This window comes from Pseudomonas sp. XS1P51 (assembly GCF_054897845.1).
On the sequence record NZ_CM142707.1, the window covers coordinates 206,300 to 226,704 of the forward strand.

Here is a 20,405-nt window from a genome sequence, read left to right on the forward strand (position 1 = left end):
GAGCGCATGGAGAGTTTTTATGTCAGTTTCCGCCCCGAACGCTGTCCTCTCGGTCAGCGGTATCGGCAAGACTTACGCCCAACCGGTCCTGACCGGCATCGACATGACGCTGATGCGCGGTGAAGTGCTGGCGCTGACCGGCGAGAACGGCGCCGGCAAAAGCACGCTGTCGAAAATCATTGGCGGGTTGGTCACACCGACTACCGGCCAGATGCAATTCCAGGGACAGGATTACCGCCCCGGCAGCCGCACCCAGGCCGAAGATCTGGGCATCCGCATGGTCATGCAAGAGCTCAATCTGTTGCCGACCCTGTCGGTGGCGGAAAACCTGTTTCTCGACAATTTGCCCAGCAATGGTGGCTGGATCAGCCGCAAGCAACTGCGCAAGGCGGCTATCGAAGCCATGGCTCAGGTCGGGCTCGACGCGATCGACCCGGACACTCTGGTGGGAGAGCTCGGCATCGGTCACCAGCAAATGGTCGAGATCGCTCGCAACCTGATCGGCGATTGCCACGTGCTGATCCTCGACGAACCCACTGCGATGCTGACGGCCCGCGAAGTCGAAATGCTGTTCGAGCAAATCACTCGTCTGCAAGCTCGCGGCGTATCGATCATCTACATTTCCCACCGCCTCGAAGAACTGGCGCGGGTCGCCCAGCGCATTGCGGTATTGCGCGACGGCAACCTGGTCTGCGTCGAGCCGATGGCCAATTACAACAGCGAGCAACTGGTCACCCTGATGGTCGGCCGTGAACTTGGCGAACACATCGACATGGGGCCACGCAAGATCGGCGCTCCGGCATTGACGGTCAAAGGGCTGACCCGTTCCGACAAGGTTCGCGATGTGTCCTTCGAAGTGCGCGCTGGCGAGATCTACGGGATTTCCGGTTTGATCGGGGCAGGGCGTACCGAATTGCTGCGCTTGATCTTCGGGGCCGATGTGGCGGACAGCGGCACTGTCGCGCTGGGGTCGCCAGCACAGGTCGTGAGCATTCATTCACCGGCTGATGCGGTCGGTCATGGTATCGCTCTGATCACCGAGGACCGAAAAGGCGAAGGTTTGCTGCTGACCCAATCGATCAGCGCCAACATCGCCTTGGGCAATATGCCGGTTATTTCCAGCGGCGGTTTCGTCAACAACGGCGATGAGATGTCCCTGGCCCAGCGCCAGATCGACGCCATGCGCATCCGCAGTTCCAGCCCCACGCAACTGGTGTCGGAATTGTCCGGTGGCAACCAGCAGAAAGTCGTGATCGGTCGTTGGCTGGAGCGCGATTGTTCGGTGCTGCTGTTCGATGAGCCAACCCGTGGCATCGACGTCGGCGCGAAATTCGACATCTATGCACTGCTCGGTGATCTGACCCGTCAGGGCAAAGCGCTGGTGGTGGTGTCCAGCGACCTGCGTGAACTGATGCTGATCTGCGACCGGATCGGCGTGCTGTCGGCGGGGCGTTTGATCGAGACGTTCGAGCGCGACAGCTGGACCCAGGATGACTTGCTTGCTGCCGCTTTTGCCGGCTACCAAAAACGTGATGCGTTGCTCAACGAAGCAGCGCCAAGGGATCTTCCATGACTACTGCAACGTCCATCGGCAAACGTAGTGGCAACTTCTACGGCCTCGGCACCTATCTGGGCCTGGCCGGTGCCCTGCTGGCAATGGTCGCGCTGTTCTCGGTCCTGAGCAGCCATTTTCTGTCTTACGACACCTTCAGCACCCTGGCCAACCAGATCCCGGATTTGATGGTGCTGGCGGTCGGCATGACCTTCGTGTTGATCATCGGTGGCATTGACCTGTCGGTGGGCTCGGTGCTCGCGCTCGCGGCGTCGACGGTCAGCGTGGCGATTCTCGGCTGGGGCTGGAGTGTATTGCCTGCGGCGTTGCTCGGAATGACAGCGGCAGCACTGGCCGGGACTATCACCGGTTCGATCACCGTGGCGTGGCGGATTCCGTCGTTCATCGTGTCCCTCGGCGTGCTGGAAATGGCTCGCGGCGTGGCGTATCAGATGACCGGGTCGCGCACGGCCTACATCGGCGACGCCTTCGCCTGGCTGTCCAACCCGATCGCTTTCGGCATCTCGCCGTCGTTCATCATTGCCTTGCTGATCATCTTCATTGCCCAGGCCGTGTTGACCCGTACCGTGTTCGGTCGTTACCTGATCGGCATCGGCACCAACGAAGAGGCGGTACGTCTGGCAGGGATCAATCCAAAACCCTACAAGATCCTGGTGTTCAGTCTGATGGGGCTGCTGGCCGGTATCGCCGCGCTGTTTCAGATTTCTCGCCTGGAGGCGGCTGACCCGAATGCCGGCTCCGGTCTGGAGCTGCAAGTCATCGCCGCTGTGGTGATCGGCGGCACCAGTCTGATGGGCGGCCGTGGTTCGGTCATCAGTACCTTCTTTGGGGTCTTGATCATTTCCGTGTTGGCCGCAGGCCTGGCGCAGATCGGTGCAACCGAACCTACCAAACGCATCATCACCGGCGCGGTTATCGTGGTGGCGGTGGTGCTCGATACCTATCGCAGTCAGCGCGCAAGCCGGCGGACCTGAGTCATGGCAACAATCAAGGATGTGGCGGCGCTTGCGGGGATTTCCTACACCACGGTTTCCCACGTGGTGAACAAGACCCGACCGGTCAGTGAAGAGGTGCGGATCAAGGTCGAAGCTGCGATCAAAAGCCTCGACTACGTGCCCAGCGCGGTGGCCCGCTCATTGAAAGCCAAAACCACCGCGACCATCGGGCTGCTGGTGCCCAACAGCCTCAACCCGTACTTCGCCGAACTGGCACGCGGCATCGAGGATTACTGCGAGCGTAATGGCTATTGCGTGATCCTCTGCAACTCCGACGACAACCCGGACAAGCAGCGCAGCTACCTGCGCGTGCTGCTGGAAAAACGCATCGACGGGCTGATTGTGGCTTCGGCCGGCGGCGACGCGGGGCTGGCAGAAGGCCTGGCAGGTGTGCGCACGCCGATGGTGATCGTCGACCGTGGGCTGGAAGGCGTGAACGCCGATCTGGTGCGAATCGATCACGAATACGGCGCCTATCTGGCGACCCGACACCTTCTGGAGCTGGGTCATCGCGATATCGCCACCATTGGCGGGCCGGCGAGTACCAGCGTGGCGCAGATGCGTCTGGCCGGCTACCGCCGGGCCTTGAAGGAGGCGGGTGTCGAGGTGTCCGAAGAGCGCATGCTGGAAAGCGACTTCACCAGCACCGGCGGTTATAGCGCCGCCGCGATCCTGTTGGAAAAGAACCCGCCCAGCGCCATCTTCGCCGGTAACGACATGATCGGCATCGGCGTGCTGCGAGCCGCCGCCGAGCGCAATATTCGTGTACCGACCGAGCTGTCGGTGATCGGCTTCGACGATATCCAGATGAGTCGTTATGTCTACCCGGCGCTGACCACCGTCGGCCAGTCGATCCTGCAACTCGGTGAGATGGCGGCCGAAGTGCTTTTGCGACGGATCGCCACACCGGATATGGCCACCGATCAACGGATCGTGACGCCCAGTATTGTCCTGCGAGAGTCGACTGCGCCGCTGGCCGGCGTCTTCGCCCAGTTCCGCTAAAAAGCACCGCTGAAATAGAATTGATGAGTAGTGATGTATGCCAGCAAAAGTAGTGGTAATAGGCAGCCTGAACATGGACCTGGTGACCCGGGCACCGCGGCTGCCCCGTGGCGGTGAAACGCTGATCGGCGAGTCGTTTGCCACGGTCTCTGGCGGCAAGGGCGCGAATCAGGCGGTTGCTGCGGTTCGGCTGGGTGCGCAAGTGTCGATGGTCGGTTGTGTGGGCAGCGACGCCTATGGCGAGGAACTGCGCGGGGCGCTGCTGGCCGAGCAGATCGATTGTCAGTCGGTCAGTACCGTCGAGGGTTCCAGTGGCGTGGCGTTGATCGTGGTCGATGACAACAGCCAGAACGCAATCGTGATCGTCGCCGGTGCCAACGGTGCGCTGACGCCAGCGGTGATTGACCGTTTCGATGCGGTGTTGCAGGCGGCGGATGTGATCATCTGTCAGCTGGAAGTGCCCGATGCCACGGTCGGTCATGCGCTCAAGCGTGGTCGTGAGCTGGGCAAAACAGTGATCCTCAATCCGGCGCCGGCCAGTCGCCCGCTGCCGGCGGACTGGTTCGCATCCATCGATTACCTGATTCCCAACGAGAGCGAAGCTTCGGCCCTTAGCGGTTTGCCAGTGGACTCTCTGGACACCGCCGAATCCGCCGCAACCCGGTTGATCGCCATGGGAGCCGGCAAGGTCATCATCACACTCGGCGCCCAAGGTTCGCTGTTTGCCAATGGCAAACGTTTCGAACATTTCGCGGCACCGAAGGTGAAGGCTGTCGACACCACGGCGGCCGGCGATACCTTCGTCGGTGGTTTCGCCGCAGCGCTGGCGGCCGGCAAAAGCGAGGCGCAAGCGATCCGTTTCGGCCAGGTCGCCGCGGCGCTGTCGGTGACGCGTGCTGGCGCGCAACCCTCGATTCCCACCTTGTCTGATGTACAGGCGTTCAAAGCACCATGAAAAAGACACCTTTGCTCAATGTCGCGTTGTCGCGGCTGATCGCATCCCTGGGCCATGGCGACACGGTAGTGATTGGCGATGCGGGTCTGCCGGTACCACCCGGCGTCGAACTGATCGACCTTGCGTTGACCCATGGCATTCCGGATTTCGTCAGCACCTTGAAGGTCGTGCTCAGCGAAATGCAGGTCGAGAGCCATGTGCTGGCCCTGGAGATCCTGGACAAGCAGCCGTCGGCGTTGGCCACGCTGGATGAGCTGAATGCCGAAGGCTCACTGGGTCTGCGCGAGCTGCTCAGTCATGACCAATTCAAAGTCCTGAGCCGACAGGCACGGGCGATTGTTCGTACAGGCGAATGTCAGCCGTACTGCAACATCGTGCTGGTGGCTGGGGTAACGTTTTAGCTTTCCGTTCTTTCCACGCACAAGGAGTGCGCTATGTACCGCTACGCTCAGAAACTGCACCACCTGCTCCGGAGTCTGCTGCTTTTGTCCCTGATTACCGCAACAAGCGCCCAGGCGGCGGAAAAGATCGACCTGATCATCGACACCGACCCGGGTGCCGACGATGTCGTTGCCTTGCTGTTTGCCCTGGCATCACCGGAAGAACTGAACATTCGCGCGCTGACCACCGTTGCTGGCAACGTGCGCCTCGACAAAACTTCACGTAATGCGCGGCTGGCCCGCGAGTGGGCAGGGCGCGAGGATGTTCCGGTCTATGCCGGCGCGCCGAAGCCGTTGATGCGCACGCCGATCTACGCCGAGAACATTCATGGCAAGGAAGGCTTGTCGGGTGTCACCGTCCACGAACCAAAAAAGGGCCTGGCCAAGGGCAATGCGGTCAACTACCTGATTGATACCTTGAAGGCCGCCAAGCCCCACAGCATCACCATTGCCATGCTCGGTCCACAGACCAACCTGGCCCTGGCGCTGATTCAGGAGCCTGAAATTGTTCAAGGCATCAAGGAAGTGGTGATCATGGGGGGCGCGCACTTCAATGGGGGCAACATCACCCCGGTGGCCGAGTTCAACCTGTTCGCCGACCCGCAGGCTGCGGAGGTCGTGCTCAAAAGCGGGGTGAAGCTGACTTACCTGCCGCTGGACGTGACCCACAAGGTCCTCACCAGCGAGGCGCGCCTGAAGCAGATCGCCGCGATCAACAACAATGCGAGCAAACTGGTGGGCGGAATTCTCAATGAATACGTCAAGGGCGATATGGAGCACTACGGCCTTCCGGGTGGGCCGGTGCATGATGCGACCGTTATCGCTTACCTGCTCAAACCGGAGCTGTTCACTGGCCGCTCGGTAAACGTGGTCGTGGATAGCCGCGAAGGCCCGACCTTCGGTCAAACCATCGTCGACTGGTATGACGGCCTGAAGGCACCGAAGAATGCCTTCTGGGTTGAAAGCGGCGATGCCCAGGGCTTCTTCGACCTGCTGACCGAGCGTCTGGCTCGTCTGAAGTAAGGTTCACGCCCGCAGGTGCCAGCCTGCGGGTTTCACTCCCGCTCGTTATATTCCGCGCCCTTGTAGTCGGCCGGATACTTCTCGAAAATCTGCGCGATGAATGATTGCGCAGCTTCAGTCCCCAATTCCTTGACCAGTAGATCTATACCGATGATTGCCAACTCTTCCGGGCTGCCCGGGCTGTAGGAGCTATGTCCCTGTGGCCACTTGGCTTTGATGTCGGCGTCGATGCTTACGGTGGTCATGATGTCGCTCGTGAAGTCGGGAAAGTCTGAGTGTCGAGTTAACCATTTTGCGGTGCGTTTGGCACTCCGACTTAGGCATGAGAGAGGCGCTATGCGACACTTGGTCATTGATGATTTTTCAAGGAACGTGCGGTGCAGATCGATTTGAACACGCCTGACGGCTTGACCCTTGAGGCTGTGCGTCAGTTGCTGGCCTCTGCCAGCGATGATGAGCACACTCAGTTGCGGGTGACCAAAGGTGGCATTGCCTATATTTCGTCGGGCGTCGTAGGCGGCACTGATATTGACGGGCTGCTGTTTCGTCTGGAGACGTGGGCCAAAGGGTCGGGTTATGTAGGGCGGGTCGCGGCCAGTGACGAGGTCTGGGTCATGCAGATCTTCAATGCGCTGAAGCAGAACTGGCCCAATCCGCCTTTCGACTACATTGATGTCTATTGAGTGCTGTTCATATTCAGTCACGATTGAGGGATGAACGGCAGGGCGATGCTCAGGCAAACTCGCGGCTTGTCCGGGTCGAGGGCAGGGTGCTAGCACTCCCTGTGAAACCAATCACTGGATTGGCGGTCGCACGATCTCAGCTTAACTATTGAAAAAAGGAGGCTTCATGCCTTGGAAGCTCGCGTCATTGGGTACTTTGTTAGCCGTTGCCATGCTGGCCGGTTGCAGCACGACCTCCACCGAGTCGGCAACAGACCCTGTCACGACGACTGATACGGGTCACAGCCGCTGTGAGGCAAAGGCTGCCGAATTCACCATTGGCAAAAAGGCTTCGCCTGAATTGCTGGAGCAGGCGCGTACCCGCGCCGGCGCGCAGAACGCACGGTTCCTCTTGCCCACCGACATGGTGACCCTGGAGTACCGCTCCGATCGTCTGAACCTCAACACCGATACCAATCGGATCGTCACCCGCGTCAACTGCGGCTGATCGCTTCAGACTTTTGTTTCACCCATAAAAAACCCCGTCACATGGACGGGGTTTTTTTAGTGCGCCTGGAAATTACTCTGGGCGAACTTGAGCAGCTTGCATACCCTTTTGGCCTTTCTCAGCCACGAAGGAAACGGTCTGGCCTTCTTTCAGGCTTTTGAAACCGTCGCTTTCGATAGCTTTGAAGTGTACGAACAGGTCGTCACCGCCACCTTGAGGAGTGATGAAGCCGAAGCCTTTTTCATCGTTGAACCATTTAACGGTGCCGGTTTGGCGATTAGACATGGTGTATCTCCAAGAAACATATATTTTCAGTAGTACTGTGCTGCTCAGGCCAACTGGGCACACCGGGGTATCATAGTCGAAATGTTCGCTTTGGGAGCCCCCCGGACGTGCTGTTTGCCCTGCAGTCACGCTTTCTTTGTTGCTTGATGTGGCTGAAAGCCCCGTTTTAAAAGGCTTTAAGCCGAAAGTAAAGACGATAAAAAAAGCTGTAAAACCTGCATAAATTGTACAAAAAAGCGGTTTTTAGAGGCTTTTCATCGGCTGTTTTGGCCTTCAAGGCATCCAGCAGGGCTTATTTTTTCGCCTTCGGATCGGCTTTGCACGCTGCGATTTTGCTCAGCGCTTTTTGTTTCAGCGCGTCACTGGCCGTGTTGTCCATCAAGGACTGGATGTCGCTGGCCGGGTACGATTTGATCGCATCGGCACCACAAGCGCAGTGTGCTTTAGCGGCAGGAGCGCCGATCTGAGGGGTGGCTGCCTGGGTGCACTGAGCCATGTATTTCTCGCGCTCGCCTTTTGGCCAATCGGCATGGGCGGCCAGTGGCAGCAGCAGGACGATGGGGGCGACTACTGCGAATAAACGATTCAGACGCATGCTGAGATGCTCCTTTTGGGTCAATGTCTTGTTATCTGAGGGGTAAAGCGGCGTTCAAGTTCAGCACTCTGGCATAAAAAACGCGGATTTGCCCCAGCATAAAGCGCAGGTGCGTCGACGACCGTTCATCTGTGCTAGCATGCCTCGCTCGGGCGTTTGCAGGCTCCGGATGACCTTCAGTCCCGGTGGCGGCAGAGGCGCGAATAACCCTGATTTGAATCCCAGTCACTCTGGTTCGGTTTTCCGGTTGGCCGCAAGGCTCCTGCCGCTGTAAGGCAGGCGTTCGTCATTGAATGGCCTGGATCGGATCTTGTACTGGCTCATCCCAACCCACGTGACCTTTGGTAGGGGTCACCACTAGGAGAGGAGGCGCCATGCCAACTATTACTCTTCCCGACGGCAGTCAACGTTCATTCGATCACCCGGTTTCCGTAGCCGAGGTCGCCGCATCCATTGGTGCTGGCCTGGCCAAAGCCACCGTGGCCGGCAAGGTCAATGGCACGCTGGTCGACGCCAGCGACATCATCGACAGCGATTCCACGCTGCAAATCATTACGCCAAAGGATGAAGAGGGGCTGGAGATCATTCGCCACTCTTGCGCCCACCTGGTTGGCCACGCAGTCAAGCAGTTGTACCCGACCGCCAAGATGGTCATCGGTCCGGTCATCGACGAAGGCTTCTATTACGACATCGCCTTCGAACGTCCTTTCACTCCGGACGATCTGGCCGCCATCGAACAGCGCATGCAGCAGCTGATCGAAAAAGATTACGACGTGATCAAGAAAGTCACTCCGCGCGCCGAAGTGATCGAAGTGTTCAAGGCCCGCGGCGAAGACTACAAGCTGCGCTTGGTCGAGGACATGCCGAACGAGCAGGCCATGGGTCTGTACTATCACGAAGAATACGTCGACATGTGCCGTGGTCCGCACGTGCCGAACACGCGCTTCCTGAAATCCTTCAAGCTGACCAAGTTGTCCGGCGCCTATTGGCGCGGCGATGCCAAGAACGAGCAATTGCAGCGCGTTTACGGCACCGCGTGGGCCGACAAGAAGCAGTTGGCGGCTTACATCCAGCGCATCGAAGAAGCTGAAAAGCGCGATCACCGCAAGATCGGCAAGCGCTTGGGCCTGTTCCACACCCAGGAAGAGTCGCCGGGCATGGTCTTCTGGCACCCGAATGGCTGGACGCTGTATCAGGTGCTCGAGCAGTACATGCGCAAGGTTCAGCGCGACAATGGCTACCTGGAGATCAAGACTCCGCAAGTCGTTGATCGCAGCCTGTGGGAGAAATCCGGGCACTGGGCCAACTACGCCGACAACATGTTCACCACTCAGTCGGAAAACCGCGACTACGCGATCAAGCCAATGAACTGCCCTTGCCACGTGCAAGTGTTCAATCAGGGTCTGAAAAGCTACCGCGAGTTGCCGATGCGTCTGGCCGAATTCGGTGCCTGCCACCGTAACGAGCCATCGGGTGCGCTGCACGGCATCATGCGCGTGCGTGCGTTCACTCAGGACGACGCCCACATCTTCTGCACTGAAGAGCAGATGCAGGCCGAATCCGCTGCGTTCATCAAGCTGACCATGGACGTCTATGCCGACTTCGGCTTTAAAGAAGTCGAAATGAAGCTGTCCACTCGTCCGGAAAAGCGCGTCGGTTCCGACGAGCTGTGGGATCGCGCCGAAGCTGCATTGGCTGCAGCCCTTGATAGCGCTGGCCTGCCATACGATCTGCAGCCGGGCGAGGGTGCGTTCTACGGTCCGAAGATCGAGTTCTCGCTGAAAGATTGCCTCGGCCGTGTCTGGCAGTGTGGTACCCTTCAGCTCGATTTTAACCTGCCTGTCCGTCTGGGAGCCGAATACGTCTCCGAAGACAACAGTCGCAAGCACCCGGTCATGTTGCACCGGGCGATCCTGGGTTCCTTCGAGCGTTTCGTCGGAATCCTGATCGAGCACTACGAGGGTGCATTCCCCGCGTGGCTGGCTCCGACCCAGGCAGTGATTATGAATATCACTGATAAACAAGCCGATTTTGCCGCCGAGGTTGAAAAAACTCTCAACGAAAGCGGATTTCGTGCCAAGTCTGACTTGAGAAATGAAAAGATCGGCTTTAAAATCCGCGAGCATACTTTGCTCAAGGTTCCCTATCTCTTGGTTATCGGAGATCGGGAAGTCGAGATGCAGACTGTCGCTGTGCGTACTCGTGAAGGTGCTGACCTGGGCTCGATGCCCGTCGCCCAGTTCGCTGAGTTCCTCGCGCAAGCGGTTTCCCGGCGTGGTCGCCCAGATTCGGAGTAATTATTATTAAGCGTGAAATGAGACAAGATAAACGAGCTGCACCGAAAGCCCCGATCAACGAGAATATCTCGGCACGCGAGGTTCGGTTAATTGGGGCTGAGGGTGAGCAGCTTGGGATTGTGTCAATTGAAGACGCGCTTCTTAAGGCTGAAGAGGCCAAGCTGGATTTGGTGGAAATTTCCGCCGATGCAGTACCCCCTGTTTGCAAACTGATGGACTACGGCAAGTCGATCTTCGAAAAGAAGAAGCAGATTGCCGCGGCCAAGAAAAACCAGAAGCAGATTCAGGTTAAAGAAATCAAGTTTCGTCCAGGGACGGAGGAAGGGGATTACCAGGTAAAACTGCGCAACCTGGTACGTTTCCTGAGTGATGGGGACAGGGCCAAGGTATCCTTGCGATTCCGCGGCCGTGAGATGGCCCACCAGGAGCTGGGGATGGAACTCCTCAAGCGAGTTGAAGGTGACTTGCTCGAGTACGGTTCGGTCGAACAGCATCCTAAGATGGAAGGACGCCAGCTGATCATGGTCATCGCCCCGAAAAAGAAGAAGTAATCAACAGGGCACGGCAGGCCTTCTGATTATGTTTATCAACTGAATGCGGAGTATCCGAACATGCCAAAAATGAAAACGAAAAGTGGTGCTGCTAAGCGGTTTCTGAAAACTGCTAACGGTATCAAGCATAAGCACGCTTTCAAGAGCCACATCCTGACTAAAATGTCGACCAAGCGTAAGCGTCAACTGCGCGGTAGCAGCTTGCTGGCACCGTGTGACGTGGCAAAAGTCGAGCGCATGCTGCGCCTTCGTTAATTTAGTCAAGAATAGAGGAAGTAACTCATGGCTCGTGTAAAGCGTGGCGTCATTGCCCGTAAACGTCACAAAAAAATTCTGAAACTTGCTAAAGGCTACTACGGCGCTCGCTCGCGCGTATTCCGTGTTGCCAAGCAAGCGGTAATCAAGGCAGGCCAATACGCCTACCGTGACCGTCGTCAGAAAAAACGTCAGTTCCGCGCTCTGTGGATCGCTCGTATCAACGCTGGTGCACGTATTAACGGTCTGTCCTACAGCCGTTTCATCGCCGGCCTGAAAAAAGCGTCCATCGAGATCGACCGTAAGGTTCTGGCTGATCTGGCAGTGAACGAAAAAGCGGCGTTTGCTGCGATTGTCGAGAAAGCTAAAGCCACCTTGGCTTAAGTACCCCCGACAGTCACCCGGCCTCACCTCTGTGGGGTCAGGTGTTAAACGTCATAAATAGGGGAAGAGCCTTCAAGCTCTTCCCCTATTTTGTATCTGGAGTCTGTACATGGAAAACCTGGACGCGCTCGTCTCTCAAGCACTAGAGGCTGTGCAAAGCGCTGAAGATATCAATGCCCTGGAGCAAATCCGGGTTCACTACCTTGGCAAAAAGGGTGAATTGACTCAGGTGATGAAGACCCTGGGGAATTTACCGGCAGAAGAGCGTCCGCAAGTCGGCGCCCTGATCAACGTTGCCAAGGAGCGTGTCACAGAGGTTCTCAATGCTCGCAAGGCACTGTTTGAAGAGGCCGATCTGGCCGCCAAACTGTCCGCCGAGTCCATTGACGTGACCCTGCCTGGCCGTGGCCAGACCTCGGGTGGTCTGCATCCGGTCACTCGCACTCTGGAACGTATCGAACAGTTCTTCACCCACATCGGCTACGGCATCGCCGAAGGCCCTGAGGTCGAAGACGATTACCACAACTTCGAGGCGCTCAACATCCCAGGCCATCACCCGGCCCGGTCGATGCATGACACCTTCTATTTCAATGCCAACATGCTGTTGCGCACCCATACCTCGCCGGTACAGGTCCGCACCATGGAATCGAAACAACCGCCGATCCGCATCGTCTGTCCAGGCCGTGTGTACCGTAGCGATTCGGATATCACCCACTCCCCGATGTTTCACCAGGTCGAAGGCCTGCTGGTCGATCGCGACATCAATTTCGCCGACCTGAAAGGCACCATCGAAGAGTTCCTGCGCGTGTTCTTCGAAAAAGAACTCGCCGTGCGTTTCCGCCCTTCGTACTTCCCGTTCACCGAGCCGTCCGCTGAAGTCGACATGGAATGCGTGATGTGCAGCGGTAAAGGCTGCCGCGTCTGCAAGCAGACCGGCTGGCTGGAAGTGATGGGCTGCGGCATGGTTCACCCGAACGTGCTGCGCATGTCCGGGATCGACCCGGAAGAGTTTTCGGGCTTCGCCTTCGGCATGGGCGTCGAGCGTCTGGCCATGCTGCGTTACGGCGTGAACGACTTGCGTCTGTTCTTCGACAACGACTTGCGGTTCCTCGCGCAATTTCGCTAGTCGTAACGAATTCTTAGGAGAGCAGGATGAAATTCAGTGAACAATGGCTGCGTGGCTGGGTAAGCCCGCAGGTAAGTCGCGACGAGCTGGTTGCTCGTCTGTCGATGGCCGGTCTTGAGGTCGATAGCGTTACGCCGGCCGCTGGTGAATTCAATGGCGTGGTTGTGGGCGAAGTGCTGAGCACCGAGCAGCACCCGGACGCCGACAAGCTGCGTGTTTGCCGGGTCAGCAATGGCTCGGAGACCTTCCAGGTGGTATGTGGTGCGCCAAACGTGCGCCCGGGCCTGAAGATCCCGTTCGCCATGATCGGTGCCGAACTGCCAGGTGACTTCAAAATCAAGAAAGCCAAGCTGCGTGGCGTTGAGTCCAACGGCATGCTGTGCTCGCAAGCCGAGCTGCAAGTCGGCGAAGGCAACGACGGCTTGATGGAATTGCCGGCTGATGCGCCGGTCGGTCAGGATATTCGTGAGTACTTGGGCCTGGACGATGCCAGCATCGAGGTCGACCTGACCCCGAACCGCGGCGACTGCCTGTCCCTGGCCGGTCTGGCCCGTGAAGTCGGTGCGCTGTACGCCGCCGAAGTCACTCGCCCGGTCGTTGCTACCGTTCCAGCCGTGCACGACGAAGTGCGTACGGTTGAAGTGCTGGCGCCAGCCGCTTGCCCGCGTTACTTGGGTCGTGTGATCCGTAACGTCGACCTGTCCAAGCCTACACCGCTGTGGATGGTCGAGCGTCTGCGTCGTGCCGACGTGCGCAGCATCGATGCGGCCGTCGACATCACCAACTACGTGATGCTGGAACTGGGTCAACCGTTGCACGCGTTCGATCTCGCCGAAATCAATGGCGGCATCCGCGTGCGCATGGCCGACGAAGGCGAGAAGCTGGTGCTGCTCGACGGCCAGGAAGTCACCCTGCGTAGCGATACCCTGGTGATTGCCGACCACACCCGCGCTCTGGCAATCGCCGGCGTCATGGGGGGCGAGCACAGCGGCGTCAACACCGCGACCACTCGCGATATCTTCCTGGAAAGCGCGTTCTTCGATCAGATTGCCGTTGCTGGCAAGGCGCGTTCCTACGGCCTGCACACCGACGCTTCGCACCGCTACGAGCGTGGCGTGGACTGGCAGCTGGCCCGTGAAGCCATGGAGCGCGCCACTGGCCTGCTGCTGGAAATCACCGGCGGCGAAGCCGGCCTGATCATCGAAACCGTCAGTGAACAACACCTGCCGAAGATTGCTCCGGTCACCCTGCGTGCCCAGCGCATCACCCAGATGTTGGGCATGGAAATGGATTCGGCCGAAGTCGAGCGTCTGCTCAACGCTTTGGGTCTGACCGTTACTGCCGACGGGGCAGGGCAGTGGCGCGTAGAAGTGCCAAGCCATCGTTTCGATATCAGCCTGGAAGTTGACCTGATCGAAGAACTGGCCCGCCTGTACGGTTACAACCGTCTGCCGGTTCGCTACCCGCAAGCCCGCCTGGCGCCGCAAGCCAAGGCTGAAGCGCGTAGCGACCTGCCTGAGCTGCGCCGTCTGCTGGTGGCTCGTGGTTATCAGGAAGCGATCACTTATAGCTTCATCGATCCGAAACAGTTCGAGTTGTTTAATCCGGGTGTTGAGCCGCTGCTGCTGGCCAACCCGATTTCGAACGACATGGCCGCGATGCGTTCGTCGCTGTGGCCTGGTCTGGTCAAGGCGCTTCAGCACAACCTGAATCGTCAACAGGATCGCGTCCGTCTGTTCGAAAGCGGTCTGCGTTTCGTCGGTCAGCTGGATGGCTTGAAGCAAGAGCCGATGTTGGCTGGCGTGGTTTGCGGTAGCCGTCTGCCGGAAGGGTGGGCACAAGGTCGCGATGTCGTGGACTTCTTCGACGTCAAAGCCGACGTGGAAGCGGTGCTGGGCTTTGCCGGTGCACTGGATTCGTTCAGCTTCGTACCGGGTAAACACCCTGCGTTGCACCCGGGTCAAACCGCGCGCATCGAGCGGGAAGGTCGCCTGGTCGGTTTCGTCGGCGCTATCCACCCTGAATTGTCGAAAACCCTTGGCCTCGATCGTCCGGTTTTTGTTTTCGAACTGGTTCTGGCGGAAGTGGCGTTGGGCAAAATGCCTAAATTCCAGGAGTTATCGCGCTTTCCTGAAGTGCGTCGTGACCTGGCGCTAATAGCCGATACCGGCGTTGCAGCCAGTGCCGTACTGGACGTAATCCGTGAAAATGCAGGCGAATGGCTGACAGACCTCAGGCTATTTGACGTGTATCAGGGTAAAGGTATTGATCCGCATAGAAAAAGCCTTGCAGTTGGCTTGACCTGGCAGCATCCATCGCGCACTCTTAATGACGATGAGGTGAATACTACGACGCAAAACATCCTCACCTCGCTCGAACAAAGGTTGAACGCCACGTTAAGGAAGTGACGTATGGGGGCTCTGACGAAAGCTGAGATGGCGGAACGTCTGTATGAGGAGCTGGGCCTGAATAAACGGGAGGCTAAGGAATTGGTCGAACTGTTTTTTGAAGAAATCAGGCACGCTCTTGAAGACAACGAACAAGTCAAATTGTCCGGTTTCGGCAATTTCGACCTTCGGGACAAACGCCAGCGGCCTGGCCGCAATCCGAAAACGGGTGAAGAAATCCCGATCACGGCTCGCCGTGTGGTCACCTTTCGTCCAGGGCAGAAGTTGAAGGCCCGAGTTGAGGCTTATGCTGGAACCAAGTCATAACGACGAGCTACCCGTCATCCCAGGCAAACGCTACTTCACCATTGGTGAAGTCAGCGAGCTGTGTGCGGTAAAACCGCACGTGCTGCGCTACTGGGAGCAGGAGTTTCCTCAACTCAACCCCGTCAAACGCCGCGGGAACCGCCGGTATTATCAGCGACAAGACGTGTTGATGATCCGGCAGATCCGCGCGCTTCTTTACGATCAGGGGTTCACCATCGGCGGCGCACGCTTGCGTTTGTCCGGCGATGAAGCCAAAGACGACACCACCCAATACAAGCAAATGATTCGGCAGATGATTGCTGAATTGGAAGACGTGTTGGTTGTGCTCAAGAAATAATTTCCTGCGTTTGAATACTTCCAGTTTTCAAACGCTTGCGATATATTCTTGAGCGTTCTTCGAGATGAAGGACGAGTTTCACGCCTAGTCGGGGCGTAGCGCAGTCCGGTAGCGCACTAGCATGGGGTGCTAGGGGTCGAGTGTTCGAATCACTCCGTCCCGACCATATAATTCAATGACTTAGCCCAATCTGAAAAGATTGGGCTTTTTCATGTCTAAAAAATACTCCCACATTTACTCCCACGGATATCTGATCTAGGTAGCTTTGGAGTCTGAGCAGTGTTACGGCTACGGTTACTGTCTACCTTCCCGTCTTCGTGGCGATTCTTGATAAAGCAGAAGATCTAAGTTCTAAAGCCCTGCGCTTCACCATCTGAACGAGCCCCATGGAAGACAGGACACCGTTTCCCCCTTACGATAAGGGATAGGCAAACGGTTATGTTTATGACTAATAGCAACGACAAGAGTGGGGAGCTTTTGGGCCAGGAGCGGCGACGGCGCTGGAGTCCGGAGCAAAAACTGGCCATGGTTCGCGAGAGCCTTGAGCCCGGGCAAAGCGTTTCGGTGGTCGCTCGACGCAACGGCATCAATGCCAACCAGCTGTTCCTATGGCGCAAGTTATATCAGGACGGCAGTCTGTCGGCGGTCAGTGCCGGTGAAGCCGTTGTGCCCGCCTCGGAGCTGAGCGATGCGCTCAAGCAGATCCGTGAACTGCAACGGATGCTCGGCAAGAAGACGATGGAAGCGGAAATCCTCAAAGAGGCGGTGGAGATCGCCCGGTCGCGAAAATGGATTGCGCACTCACCCTTGTTGCCGGGGGACGACCAGTGAAACTGGTCAGCGAATGTCTCGGTGTGGCGCGCTCGCAATTAACGGTTCGAATCAAGCAATCGGTATCGCCCAAAGTCCGGCGAAGCAGGGCCCTGAACGACGCTGATCTGGTGGTTGAAATCCAGCAACAGATCAGCGAGCTGCCCAGCTATGGCTACCGTCGTGTTTGGGGATTGCTGCGTCGCGCCCGTGAAAAGCGGTCGCTGCCGGCGATCAACGTGAAGCGGGTTTACCGGGTGATGCGTGACCACAACCTTTTGCTTGAACGCCGGATCAAACAGCCCGGCGTGCCGCGTCGGCACGAAGGCCGTATTGCCGTGGAAACCAGTGATACGCGTTGGTGCTCGGACGGCTTTGAGTTCCGCTGTGAGGACGGCGCCAAACTGAGCGTGACCTTTGCCCTGGATTGCTGTGACCGCGAAGCCATCGGCTGGGTCGCGAGTCCGACCGGGTACAGCGGCGATGACATCCGCGACTTGATGCTGGAGAGCGTAGAGAAACGCTTCGGTGATCAACTGCCTGCAACGCCGGTGCAATGGCTAAGCGACAACGGCTCGGCGTACACCGCCGAACAGACACGCCTGTTTGCTCGACAGATCGGTTTGCAGCCGGTGACCACTCCAGTGCGCAGCCCTCAGAGCAATGGTATGGCCGAGAGCTTCGTGAAGACGATTAAGCGCGATTATGTGGCGCATATGCCCAAGCCGGATCGAGAAACGGCGCTGCACAATCTGGCAATTGCCTTCGAGCATTACAACGAGCAGCATCCGCACAGCGCCTTGAAATATCGTTCACCGAGGGAGTTCAGGCGCTTAGCGGCAGCATCAATTTAACGGGGAGTTGGTGTCCGGTTTGGTAGGGGCAAGTCCAGCAGATTTATTAGCACATTTTCTGCCACACCGGTGGCTCTCTGGTCGTTGCTGACCGCGCCATCTTGATCGAGTGATGGCTAGATGATATTTAAGAGTGTACGGATATGTGTTAAAGCTGTGCTTGGGGATCAACATTGAGGTTAGGGCGGCGTATTTTAATGCCAGGGAAGGATCTATGCCATACCGAATTTTTGATTGGGAAGAGATCGCTGGTGACTTCGAGCGGGGTACTGTTCTGGTCGGTAACGGAGCGAGTATCGCGATCGATAGGAGCTTCGGGTACGAGGCGCTTCTGCAGGAAGCACGTGAGCATGGCCTGCTTACTGCTGATGTAGAAGATCTTTTCAGGTCATTCACTACGAACGATTTTGAGTTGGCGCTTCGGCTCATTTGGCATGCGGCCAAGGTCAATACTGCGCTCCGGATCCCTGATGGCATCACACGTCAGATTTACCGGGATATTCGCCAAGCACTCATTGAAACCGTACGCGCTGTGCACCCTGCACACGCTGATGTAGCTGCTCGTCTTCCCAGTATGTATCGCTTCCTGAAGCAGTTCAGTACGATCCTGTCGCTGAATTACGACTTGCTTGTGTACTGGACGATGACCTACGGGATAGACGTACAGGACCGGCATCGGTTCAAGGACTGCTTCCTGGGTGGAAGCTTCGATGACGACTGGAAGCGTTTTAGACGGAGTACTGGGGAGCAGACAAATACGCTCGTCTTCTATCCCCACGGTAACTTGGCTCTGTGTCGAGACGTAGTAGAAATAGAAAGCAAGATTCACGACCAAGGCCCAGGGCTTTTAGGCTCAATTCTGCATGCCTGGAGCACCGGTGATGTTATTCCCCTGTTTGTAAGCGAAGGTACTTCGGCACAGAAGCTCACGGCGATCCAGAACAGCTACTACCTATCCACGGTGTATCGGGAGGTTATTCCTTCATTGGAGGGGAGCCTCACCATCTTTGGATGGGGAATGGGCGAGCAGGAAGCGCACCTACTTCATCGACTGTCGAAATCGGATGTGGATCGGGTTGCGTGTTCTGTCTATCGGGGCAACCAACGGTTCTGCGATGCCGCGGCCCGTACTCTCAGAGATCACTTTGGCGATATAGAGGTTGTGTTCTTTGATAGTGCGTCTACCGGGTGGGCAGTTTGAATCGCCCCTAGTTCTGTAGCTACCTCCAAGCTACAAGGGAGGGCCTGCTAAGCCCTGAGTAACCGCCCGCTTTTGGCCGAGAGTGTGTAAAAACGCGTTCACTGGCGATGGCCGCCGAGCGCGGATTTCTTTACTGCTTCGAGCGCTCGTAGAGCGCTCTGGTGCTTGAGATTTCGATTTAGGCGTCGCCATGGATGACCAGTCAATGGAACATGCTGTATTGGCCTCATACACTCGCAAAAAATAGCAGCCGTTAGGCTACAAGAGCCCTTAGCAGCCCCTCGGTACCGAAGATTTTCATTGTCCGCTTCAGGTTGTAGGCGAGCACGTTCAGGCTCATCTCCGTGCTGACTCCTTGCAGCTTTCGCGTCAGGAAATGTGTCGCTCCCATCCAGTGTTTGAGCGTCCCGAAGGGATGCTCGACAGTCCGCCTGCGGATCCGCATCATCTCGGGCGCACTATTCAAACGGCTCTGCATTTCTTCCAGTACGGCCTCATGCTCCCAACGCCTGATACGCCGTTCCGTACTCGGTGTGCACTGCGCTTTCAGCGGGCAAGTTTGGCAGCGTGAGCTCCAGTAGCGGTGCAACTTCATTCCCTTTTCAACGCTCGAAAAGCGCCAGATCAAAGCCTGCCCAGCCGGGCAAATGTATTCGTTTCTCTGCGCGTCATAGCGGAAGGCATCGTTGTTGAAACGCAGAGGTCATCGATTTCGGTACATAGGCGACGATATCCGCATCGTGGCAGGCCAGGATTTATTCGCTTTTGAAGTAGCCTTTGTCAGCTACCACCGAGAGCGTTTCCAGGCCCATGGCCTCGCGCGTCTGCTTGGCCATCGAACTGAGTTGATCGCGATCAGAACCGACATTGGTTACTTCGTGAGCCACGATCAAATGATGCTTCGCATCGACCGCCGTCTGCACGTTATAGCCGACGATTCCAGTGCCTCGCGTCATCATGGATCGAGCGTCCGGGTCGGTCAGTGAAACCTGTTTATCCGGCGCTTCGTTAAGCCGGGTTTCGATGACCTGAAGCTCTTTCATCTGAGCTTTTAGCTTGTTGATCTTCTCTTGCAAACGGGCAGCCTTGGGCCGTGAGATCGACGGTTCTTGCTGATCGGCTTCGTCGAGTTCCGTCAGATACCGGTTGATGCTCGATTCAATTTCTTCCATCCGCCGTTGCAGCTTGGTGCTGGTGAAATTGCGGTCGCGGTTATTGACCGCCTTGAACTTGCTGCCGTCGATGGCGACCAGGCTTTCTTCGAATAATCCTAGCTGCTGACACAGTACGACGAACTGTCGGCAGACGCCGAAAATGGCTTTACCGTTATCTTTTCTGAAATTTGCGAGGGTCTTGAAGTCAGGCATCAAACGGCCGATCAGCCACATCAGTTCGACATTGCGCTGCGTCTCTCGCTCCAGGCGCCGGGTGGATTGGATGCGGTTGAGATAGCCATAAATGTAGATCTTCAGCAGGATCTCGGGATGGTAAGCAGGTCGGCCGGTACTTGCTGGCATGACACCTTCAAAACCCAGCTTGCCCAGGTCGAGTTCGTCGACGAAGACATCGACTACACGCACCGGGTTGGTATCAGTCACGTAATCGTCGAGGCTTTCGGGGAGTAATGTACTTTGGCCCCGATGTTCACCTTGAATGAAGCGCTTCATGGGCGATCCCTGCGATGAAATCCTCAGAAATCATAGCAAGGGTTCGCAAAGGCGTTTTTACACACTCTCGGCCGATAGGAGACGCTGTGATTCTCTCCTTTGAGCAGTTCCGCGTGAGACCAGCAAGAGGTGCCTAAGTGTGGGCTTGAGCAATCAGGGCTCAATCGCATA

Annotated in this window: 21 protein-coding genes, 1 tRNA gene and 1 pseudogene; 19 read left to right on the top strand and 4 right to left on the bottom strand. The window is 57.3% G+C overall.

Going from position 1 to position 20,405, the window contains the following annotated elements:
• Positions 1-19: 19 nt before the first annotated feature.
• Genes ACYZUD_RS01055 through ACYZUD_RS01080 form a run of 6 tightly spaced genes read left to right on the top strand, consistent with a single transcriptional unit; the run spans position 20 to position 5,988 of the window.
• Complete coding sequence (locus tag ACYZUD_RS01055; RefSeq protein WP_462022200.1) at positions 20-1,573, top strand: sugar ABC transporter ATP-binding protein; 1,554 nt, start codon at positions 20-22, stop codon at positions 1,571-1,573.
• On the top strand, positions 1,570-2,547 hold the full coding sequence (locus ACYZUD_RS01060; RefSeq protein WP_462022202.1) for an ABC transporter permease: 978 nt from the start codon (positions 1,570-1,572) through the stop codon (positions 2,545-2,547). Before ACYZUD_RS01055 ends, ACYZUD_RS01060 begins: the two co-directional genes overlap by 4 nt.
• 3 nt (positions 2,548-2,550) lie before the next feature.
• Positions 2,551-3,570 carry a LacI family DNA-binding transcriptional regulator gene (locus ACYZUD_RS01065; protein ID WP_462022204.1) on the top strand — a complete coding sequence of 340 codons (1,020 nt, stop codon included), beginning with the start codon at positions 2,551-2,553 and terminating at the stop codon, positions 3,568-3,570.
• Between the two features lie 37 nt (positions 3,571-3,607).
• A complete protein-coding gene (rbsK, locus tag ACYZUD_RS01070) occupies positions 3,608-4,525 on the top strand; it encodes a ribokinase (RefSeq protein WP_462022205.1) in 918 nt (305 codons plus the stop codon).
• Positions 4,522-4,926 carry a D-ribose pyranase gene (gene rbsD / locus ACYZUD_RS01075; protein WP_462022206.1) on the top strand — a complete coding sequence of 135 codons (405 nt, stop codon included), beginning with the start codon at positions 4,522-4,524 and terminating at the stop codon, positions 4,924-4,926. Before rbsK ends, rbsD begins: the two co-directional genes overlap by 4 nt.
• Before the next feature lie 33 nt (positions 4,927-4,959).
• Positions 4,960-5,988 (top strand): nucleoside hydrolase, encoded by a 1,029-nt coding sequence (locus ACYZUD_RS01080; RefSeq protein WP_462022207.1) that lies wholly within the window; start codon positions 4,960-4,962, stop codon positions 5,986-5,988.
• A 32-nt stretch (positions 5,989-6,020) separates the two neighbouring features.
• Here the strand turns inward: ACYZUD_RS01080 and ACYZUD_RS01085 are convergent, their stop codons facing one another.
• Positions 6,021-6,233: a hypothetical protein gene (locus tag ACYZUD_RS01085; RefSeq protein ID WP_461995358.1), complete on the bottom strand. Its 213-nt coding sequence runs from the start codon at positions 6,231-6,233 to the stop codon at positions 6,021-6,023.
• A gap of 132 nt (positions 6,234-6,365) precedes the next feature.
• Between ACYZUD_RS01085 and ACYZUD_RS01090 the strand changes: the two genes are divergently transcribed.
• Complete coding sequence (locus ACYZUD_RS01090; RefSeq protein ID WP_128870603.1) at positions 6,366-6,671, top strand: hypothetical protein; 306 nt, start codon at positions 6,366-6,368, stop codon at positions 6,669-6,671.
• 166 nt (positions 6,672-6,837) lie between these two features.
• Positions 6,838-7,158 (top strand): I78 family peptidase inhibitor, encoded by a 321-nt coding sequence (locus tag ACYZUD_RS01095; protein WP_462022208.1) that lies wholly within the window; start codon positions 6,838-6,840, stop codon positions 7,156-7,158.
• A gap of 72 nt (positions 7,159-7,230) precedes the next feature.
• Here the strand turns inward: ACYZUD_RS01095 and ACYZUD_RS01100 are convergent, their stop codons facing one another.
• Positions 7,231-7,443 carry a cold-shock protein gene (locus ACYZUD_RS01100; RefSeq protein ID WP_003179963.1) on the bottom strand — a complete coding sequence of 71 codons (213 nt, stop codon included), beginning with the start codon at positions 7,441-7,443 and terminating at the stop codon, positions 7,231-7,233.
• Between the two features lie 292 nt (positions 7,444-7,735).
• Positions 7,736-8,038: a hypothetical protein gene (locus ACYZUD_RS01105; RefSeq protein WP_462022209.1), complete on the bottom strand. Its 303-nt coding sequence runs from the start codon at positions 8,036-8,038 to the stop codon at positions 7,736-7,738.
• 374 nt (positions 8,039-8,412) lie between these two features.
• Between ACYZUD_RS01105 and thrS the strand changes: the two genes are divergently transcribed.
• The 11 genes from thrS (at position 8,413) to ACYZUD_RS01160 (ending at position 18,567) form a co-directional block, all read left to right on the top strand.
• Positions 8,413-10,335, top strand: a complete 1,923-nt coding sequence (thrS, locus tag ACYZUD_RS01110) for a threonine--tRNA ligase (protein ID WP_462022210.1) — start codon at positions 8,413-8,415, stop codon at positions 10,333-10,335.
• The gene (gene infC, locus ACYZUD_RS01115) at positions 10,335-10,886 is read left to right on the top strand and encodes a translation initiation factor IF-3 (RefSeq protein WP_172435341.1); all 552 of its coding nucleotides are present in this window, start codon (positions 10,335-10,337) and stop codon (positions 10,884-10,886) included. Before thrS ends, infC begins: the two co-directional genes overlap by 1 nt.
• Before the next feature lie 60 nt (positions 10,887-10,946).
• Complete coding sequence (gene rpmI / locus ACYZUD_RS01120; RefSeq protein ID WP_008145659.1) at positions 10,947-11,141, top strand: 50S ribosomal protein L35; 195 nt, start codon at positions 10,947-10,949, stop codon at positions 11,139-11,141.
• A 27-nt stretch (positions 11,142-11,168) separates the two neighbouring features.
• Positions 11,169-11,525, top strand: a complete 357-nt coding sequence (gene rplT / locus ACYZUD_RS01125) for a 50S ribosomal protein L20 (RefSeq protein WP_007905879.1) — start codon at positions 11,169-11,171, stop codon at positions 11,523-11,525.
• Positions 11,526-11,634: 109 nt separating this feature from the next.
• Positions 11,635-12,651 carry a phenylalanine--tRNA ligase subunit alpha gene (pheS, locus tag ACYZUD_RS01130; protein ID WP_007905876.1) on the top strand — a complete coding sequence of 339 codons (1,017 nt, stop codon included), beginning with the start codon at positions 11,635-11,637 and terminating at the stop codon, positions 12,649-12,651.
• Positions 12,652-12,677: 26 nt separating this feature from the next.
• Positions 12,678-15,059, top strand: coding sequence for a phenylalanine--tRNA ligase subunit beta (gene pheT, locus ACYZUD_RS01135; RefSeq protein ID WP_462022211.1), 2,382 nt, complete (start codon positions 12,678-12,680; stop codon positions 15,057-15,059).
• Positions 15,060-15,062: 3 nt separating this feature from the next.
• On the top strand, positions 15,063-15,365 hold the full coding sequence (gene ihfA, locus ACYZUD_RS01140) for an integration host factor subunit alpha (protein WP_002553164.1): 303 nt from the start codon (positions 15,063-15,065) through the stop codon (positions 15,363-15,365).
• Positions 15,346-15,702: a MerR family transcriptional regulator gene (locus tag ACYZUD_RS01145; protein ID WP_003179985.1), complete on the top strand. Its 357-nt coding sequence runs from the start codon at positions 15,346-15,348 to the stop codon at positions 15,700-15,702. The genes ihfA and ACYZUD_RS01145 overlap by 20 nt, the downstream gene beginning before the upstream one ends.
• 89 nt (positions 15,703-15,791) lie before the next feature.
• Positions 15,792-15,868 (top strand) — tRNA-Pro (locus ACYZUD_RS01150).
• Between the two features lie 278 nt (positions 15,869-16,146).
• Positions 16,147-17,366, top strand: a protein-coding gene (locus ACYZUD_RS01155; RefSeq protein WP_462021020.1) for an IS3 family transposase whose coding sequence is annotated in 2 segments (ribosomal slippage) — positions 16,147-16,492 and positions 16,492-17,366 — 1,221 coding nt in all. Because the reading frame shifts where the segments join, the coding sequence is not laid out codon by codon here.
• A gap of 214 nt (positions 17,367-17,580) precedes the next feature.
• Positions 17,581-18,567, top strand: coding sequence for a DUF4917 family protein (locus ACYZUD_RS01160; protein ID WP_462022212.1), 987 nt, complete (start codon positions 17,581-17,583; stop codon positions 18,565-18,567).
• A gap of 253 nt (positions 18,568-18,820) precedes the next feature.
• Here the strand turns inward: ACYZUD_RS01160 and ACYZUD_RS01165 are convergent.
• Positions 18,821-20,234 (bottom strand): annotated as a pseudogene (locus tag ACYZUD_RS01165) (IS1182 family transposase).
• Positions 20,235-20,405 lie beyond the last annotated feature (171 nt).

Coding starts and splice junctions, on each gene's coding strand:
- thrS (WP_462022210.1), top strand. CDS start 8,413: ATGCCAACTATTACTCTTCCCGACGGCAGTCAACGTTCATTCGATCAC.
- rbsD (WP_462022206.1), top strand. CDS start 4,522: ATGAAAAAGACACCTTTGCTCAATGTCGCGTTGTCGCGGCTGATCGCA.
- ihfA (WP_002553164.1), top strand. CDS start 15,063: ATGGGGGCTCTGACGAAAGCTGAGATGGCGGAACGTCTGTATGAGGAG.
- ACYZUD_RS01160 (WP_462022212.1), top strand. CDS start 17,581: ATGCCATACCGAATTTTTGATTGGGAAGAGATCGCTGGTGACTTCGAG.
- ACYZUD_RS01105 (WP_462022209.1), bottom strand. CDS start 8,038: ATGCGTCTGAATCGTTTATTCGCAGTAGTCGCCCCCATCGTCCTGCTG.
- ACYZUD_RS01100 (WP_003179963.1), bottom strand. CDS start 7,443: ATGTCTAATCGCCAAACCGGCACCGTTAAATGGTTCAACGATGAAAAA.
- ACYZUD_RS01085 (WP_461995358.1), bottom strand. CDS start 6,233: ATGACCACCGTAAGCATCGACGCCGACATCAAAGCCAAGTGGCCACAG.
- ACYZUD_RS01095 (WP_462022208.1), top strand. CDS start 6,838: ATGCCTTGGAAGCTCGCGTCATTGGGTACTTTGTTAGCCGTTGCCATG.
- pheT (WP_462022211.1), top strand. CDS start 12,678: ATGAAATTCAGTGAACAATGGCTGCGTGGCTGGGTAAGCCCGCAGGTA.
- ACYZUD_RS01145 (WP_003179985.1), top strand. CDS start 15,346: ATGCTGGAACCAAGTCATAACGACGAGCTACCCGTCATCCCAGGCAAA.
- rpmI (WP_008145659.1), top strand. CDS start 10,947: ATGCCAAAAATGAAAACGAAAAGTGGTGCTGCTAAGCGGTTTCTGAAA.
- ACYZUD_RS01065 (WP_462022204.1), top strand. CDS start 2,551: ATGGCAACAATCAAGGATGTGGCGGCGCTTGCGGGGATTTCCTACACC.
- ACYZUD_RS01060 (WP_462022202.1), top strand. CDS start 1,570: ATGACTACTGCAACGTCCATCGGCAAACGTAGTGGCAACTTCTACGGC.
- ACYZUD_RS01080 (WP_462022207.1), top strand. CDS start 4,960: ATGTACCGCTACGCTCAGAAACTGCACCACCTGCTCCGGAGTCTGCTG.
- rplT (WP_007905879.1), top strand. CDS start 11,169: ATGGCTCGTGTAAAGCGTGGCGTCATTGCCCGTAAACGTCACAAAAAA.
- pheS (WP_007905876.1), top strand. CDS start 11,635: ATGGAAAACCTGGACGCGCTCGTCTCTCAAGCACTAGAGGCTGTGCAA.
- ACYZUD_RS01055 (WP_462022200.1), top strand. CDS start 20: ATGTCAGTTTCCGCCCCGAACGCTGTCCTCTCGGTCAGCGGTATCGGC.
- rbsK (WP_462022205.1), top strand. CDS start 3,608: ATGCCAGCAAAAGTAGTGGTAATAGGCAGCCTGAACATGGACCTGGTG.